5 protein-coding genes are annotated in these 5,028 nt (G+C 34.7%); 1 reads left to right on the forward strand and 4 read right to left on the reverse strand.

The window, feature by feature from the left end; genetic code table 11:
• Positions 1 to 70 precede the first annotated feature (70 nt).
• Genes NSA01_RS09630 through NSA01_RS09645 form a run of 4 tightly spaced genes read right to left on the reverse strand, consistent with a single transcriptional unit; the run spans position 71 to position 4,232 of the window.
• Positions 71 to 2,203: a sensor histidine kinase gene (locus NSA01_RS09630; protein WP_257481245.1), complete on the reverse strand. Its 2,133-nt coding sequence runs from the start codon at positions 2,201 to 2,203 to the stop codon at positions 71 to 73.
• A 9-nt stretch (positions 2,204 to 2,212) separates the two neighbouring features.
• Positions 2,213 to 2,923, reverse strand: coding sequence for a response regulator transcription factor (locus tag NSA01_RS09635; RefSeq protein ID WP_257481246.1), 711 nt, complete (start codon positions 2,921 to 2,923; stop codon positions 2,213 to 2,215).
• 48 nt (positions 2,924 to 2,971) lie between these two features.
• Positions 2,972 to 3,625, reverse strand: coding sequence for a TVP38/TMEM64 family protein (locus NSA01_RS09640; protein ID WP_257481247.1), 654 nt, complete (start codon positions 3,623 to 3,625; stop codon positions 2,972 to 2,974).
• A 4-nt stretch (positions 3,626 to 3,629) separates the two neighbouring features.
• Positions 3,630 to 4,232: a hypothetical protein gene (locus tag NSA01_RS09645; protein WP_257481248.1), complete on the reverse strand. Its 603-nt coding sequence runs from the start codon at positions 4,230 to 4,232 to the stop codon at positions 3,630 to 3,632.
• A gap of 680 nt (positions 4,233 to 4,912) precedes the next feature.
• Here NSA01_RS09645 and NSA01_RS09650 point away from each other — a divergent pair.
• On the forward strand, positions 4,913 to 5,028 hold a 116-nt coding region (locus tag NSA01_RS09650), incomplete at its 3' end, for a helix-turn-helix domain-containing protein (protein ID WP_257481249.1).

Raw genomic sequence — 5,028 nt, forward strand, 5'->3', positions numbered from 1 at the left:
CAAAAATGGGTCGCCCTTTAGGGCGAAACCCTGAAAAGGTATTTGGGTTCATAAGGGCAGACAGCCCTTATTACTTTCTATCTTTACAAAAGATTATTATCGCTTTGAAAAGATCTCCGTCTATATCGATTTTAAAGCTTCCGCCCTGTGCTTCGACGTAACTTTTTACTATTGCAAGCCCGATACCGCTTCCGCTTTCGTGTCTGGACTTATCCCCTCTCACAAACCTTTCCACTATCTCTTCACTGGTAAAGTTCATTTGAGAGGCTGAAATATTCTTTATTTCCACCATTACGTCTTCTTCGCTTTCTGCTATGTCGATATATACTCGAGTAGAAGGCAAAGCATATTTCGCTACGTTATTGAATAGATTTTCAAATATCCTGTAGGTTTTATCTCCGTCAAGCATTAGCGGTATTTCACTATTTGACGATGTCATTATCATTTCGAGTCCCTTGGAACTGAGTACTTCCGAACATTCATCTTTTGTCTGTTCTATCAGCTGGATAAGATTTAATTCCATTAAATCAAGATTGATATTCCCGCTGTTTACTTTACTTACTTCAAATAAGTCTTCTATCAAAGTACTGAGTCTGTCGATATATTGATTTAAAGTCTCAACGTACTCTTTCCTTGTTTCTTCGCTTATACTATCCTGCTGCAGAAGTTCTACATAGTTCTTTATTCCGGTGAGAGGAGTCTTTAAGTCGTGAGAAACGTTGCTGATAAGTTCCGTCCTCATATTCTGCGATTTTGTTTCTTCCTTGACTGCTTCTTCAAATCCCGTTTTGATATTCTTGAATTCATCTCTTAAAGAATTGAATACTCCGACATCTTCGGTTATCTCATCGCTAAAGTTCCCTTTTGCCAAGTTTTCCGTAGACGCAAGCAGAACATCATAATCCGCTTTTACTTTGTCGACTTTCTTTTTTATCCAGAAGAATGAAGCAATGGCATATATAATAGACAGGAATGCTCCAAATCCCCAAAGACATATCATAAGTAAGACCATTAAAAAATTGATAAGAGCGAACTTGATTATAGTCTTATTGAGGTCATCGGATAAATCTACATCGCTTAGTTTATCCATACTTTTTTTGATGTTCCTGCATAAGTCGCCTATCAAAGTATCATCCCTTAAGAAACGCCATATCCCGTCAACGACTATATATTTCAAATCATAACACCCTATGGCGATAACAAGGAAAGTCAAAGCCCATACTATTATGTTACAAAGCATAACTATAAATCCGGAGAAAGTAAAGCCCAGAGTATTTACAAGACTTAAGAACATCCCGTTTATGGTATATCCCGATACGATAAGGCATCCCATGCACCCAAAGGTTATAGCGGTCGCTATCAAACCTATATTGATTTCCCCTCTGAGTTTTCTGAAAGATTTAAAAGGATTTACTTCATCTTCCACACTCTTAGGATAAAATAGTATGAATAACGCTATTATGAAACTTGCGAACATCAAAGCCCCTGCTGCAAAGCTGTTATAGTTTTCCCAGCTGTTCAAGTAATAATAAATCATACCGCCGTTGTCTTTTACATCTTTAGGAACAGAGTATGCTACAGATACACTACCGGGAGTGTTTACTTTGATTTGACTTTGAGGGATCGTCACTCCGTTTATATAATAATCATCCGTGCCGTTTTCCCCTCCGGTATATCCGATATCAAAAGAACCCTCGAACATATCCGCAAAATCAAACCCATCATAATCCCCTTTATATAAGGTATCGTTATTTATAAGTTCACCCTTAGCGTCATAGTTTAAGACACCGTAAAATATGCTGTTATTCTTTACATCATTATCATATATATTTTTCTTTAAATATTTACTTCTGAGAGTTTTCTTTGTCTTTGCATTTTTAACTTCAAATAAAAAGTTGCTGTCATTTTCCAGCATATCCAAAGAATTTGACATTTTTTCTTCAAGATCTTTTGTTAGATTTTCCCTTATATCCTTTGGTACGTCTTTTCCGAAAGAAAGTATTTGATAACCAGGATCGGCTTCTTTCGCTTTGGCTATGGTAAAATATTTGATTTCACTGTTCAAGTGATTTATTATGGTATTTTCGTCGTGATTGAATTTACCCTCTACATTATCGTATAAACTTACCACCATACCGCTTAAGAATATAATGAGAGCTATGAATGATATCAAAAATGTCCGCTTCTTATTTATTTTATTCATATTATTCACCTACATCTTTTCCATTTTATACCCTATCCCCCATACTACTTTTATATAACGAGGTTTTTTGGGATTTACTTCTATTTTTTCTCTTAGTTTCCTTATATGAACCATTATGGTTTCGGTATTTATCGCCTTTTCATTCCATACCTGTTCATATATCTGCTCGGAAGAATACACTCTTCCCGGTGTCTTTATAAGTAATCTCAATATCTGATATTCCTTTGCGGTTAACCTTACTTTTTTACCGTCAACAGTCACTTCTTTTGTATCATCATCAAGCTCAAGCCCTCCGACGACATATCTGTTAGCATTTTCTTCTTCTTTTACCGAACTATGTTTAAGATTTAAAATCTGGTCATATCTTCTTATTTGCGAATTTACCCTCGCGATAAGTTCCATTGAGGCAAAAGGCTTTGTGACATAATCGTCCGCACCTATATTAAGCCCCGTTATCTTATCTATATCCTCGGATTTCGCACTTAAGAATATAACGGGTATATCGTAAGTTTCCCTGAGCCTCATGGTCATTGTGATACCGTCCATTACGGGCATCATTATATCCACTATAGTAAGGTGTATATCTTCCCTATTTAAAACTTCCAAGCCTTCTTTTCCGTTTTCGGCTTCGAATACGTTATACCCCTGATTATTCAAATAAATCTTAATGGCATCCCTTATGCCTTTTTCGTCTTCTACTATCAATATATTATGCTGCATTTAAAAGTCCTCTTTTCATATAATTACCTCTATTCTATAATAATCTTATCAGCAATTGGAAGAGCTATTTAACTTTTTGTAGTAAAAAAATCCTGCTGTTACCACGATAACCGTTATAACTCCTATTATCACCGCTAATATATACTGCTGATTTTTTATCGAGCCTGTTATAAAAGTGGAAGTAACTATGCTCGGTATCCTTCCCACAGTGGTGATTGCAAGCCATTTATAAAGCCTTACATTGGTAAGAGATACGAGGTAAGTCATTACGTCTTTGGGAGTACCGGGAATTAGGAATAAAACAAATACCCAGTAAAGACCTTTTTTCTTCTCGAAAGTCTTTTTCACTTCTTCGACTTTTTCTTCCTTGAACATCATTGTTATTATCTTATTACCGAAAATCTTCACCAGATAATAAACGATTATCGTTCCTATAAATGAACCGATCATGCATACTGCCGTCCCCCATACGGAACCGAACATATACCCCGCCGCAAGCTCCAGAGGTTCACCGGGGATAAAGGCGATGAATATTTGTATCGTTATAAGAGATATCATCAAAAGTTCTTTAAGCCCGTGGGGAAGATTTGAAATCCGGTTTATTATTTTTTCCAGGTCAAGGCTTAATATCACTCCCAGACCTATAAGCATGATGAGTGCAATGACCGAGGCTATTATTATCGTCTTTTTCTTGTTTTTCATTTTTCTATACCGGTTCGTATATATCGCTTAAATATGAATAACTTACATTATCGTTATTACATAATCTGCTTAGCTCATATACATTCCCTTCAAATTCTAAATCAAAGTCCTTCATTATTGAAAGTTCATAAGGGCGGATATGCTTTGGAGATTTAAAAATATCTATAACTCCGTTACTGCTTAAAAATTCGCTTATAAATTCTGAGCAGAATTTATGATATTTTCTTTCTAAAGTAATATTTCCGTTACAGAGCATTACTCCCAAGATATCATATTTATAATTAAATCTTTCCTCATACATTTTAGACAAATGATTTGATATACTTTCATACTGACTTTCATTTACTTCTATTGAAACTATTTTTATATTTATATCCTGATTTTTTTCATATAGTCCTTTAAAAGGACTTTCCTTGGTAAATCCTGCAGGAAGCATGAAAGCGGGATATCTTCTGCCGAAGGCATAAAAAGTATCGAAGGTATCGTCCAAAGAAATCGCCACATGAGTGTAATCTTCTTTGGTCCTTTTGTATATCGCTTTTGAAAGAAGCGTATTCGACCTTGAAAACATAAGATAAATTTTATGAGTTTTGTCTTTTCTGTCCATATCATCACCTCGATTTTTGTTTATTATAAAAATCGTTTCTTATTAAAAATAGTATAAATTTCTTAATAATTTCTAAAATTTATGATTAAGGGCTGTCCGCCCTTAAAAACCCCTGCGGGGTTTCACCCCACACCCCACCAAAAATTTGCTCGTCCAAATTTTTGGATTAAAGGACGCCGCTTAAGCCGCGGTGGCTTATAACGTGGTTCGGTTTTCTGCAAAATGCTGCCCGCATTTTGTGAAAGAACCGCTGCCCCAGCTCCTTAATATAAAAAGTATTATTTTTTATTAAAGGTTATAATTTTTCTTAGGTAATAATGAAAGATAAAGGTATATCAATAGCATATTACTTAAAAAAGATGTTTACTTTAAAAGATTTTGGGAAATTATTACCTACGGTTTTACCAAACCGACACTACCTTACTCCATAAAACTTACTTTTTCAATATATGACATTTTGTGAATGTCATATATTTTTTGATTTTATATATAATTTATAGTATCAGCAGGTTCAAAAAGTCCTCGAATTCCTTTATATAAGCTATTTTGAAATATTTTCCTTGCCACACAATCCAAAAAATGAGGCAAAGTTGAGCGGTTTAAAACTCTGTAATTAAGAAATCAATTTAAATAAAATATAAACAAAAAACATGGTGCAGTGAATGAAGATAAACTATCTTATGTTAGGAGAAAAATTAAAACAACAAAGAAAAAAACAGGGAATAACACAAGAAACTCTTGCCGAATATGTGGATTTATCCGTAAGCCATTTAAGTCATATCGAAAATGGAAGTAC

This window comes from Anaerofustis stercorihominis, assembly GCF_024623185.1.
Taxonomy (GTDB): domain Bacteria; phylum Bacillota; class Clostridia; order Eubacteriales; family Anaerofustaceae; genus Anaerofustis.

What these genes read in the sequence shown, in the direction of transcription:
- NSA01_RS09630 (WP_257481245.1), bottom strand. Translation starts at nt 2,203, where the DNA reads ATGAATAAAATAAATAAGAAGCGGACATTTTTGATATCATTCATAGCT.
- NSA01_RS09635 (WP_257481246.1), bottom strand. Translation starts at nt 2,923, where the DNA reads ATGCAGCATAATATATTGATAGTAGAAGACGAAAAAGGCATAAGGGAT.
- NSA01_RS09640 (WP_257481247.1), bottom strand. Translation starts at nt 3,625, where the DNA reads ATGAAAAACAAGAAAAAGACGATAATAATAGCCTCGGTCATTGCACTC.
- NSA01_RS09645 (WP_257481248.1), bottom strand. Translation starts at nt 4,232, where the DNA reads ATGGACAGAAAAGACAAAACTCATAAAATTTATCTTATGTTTTCAAGG.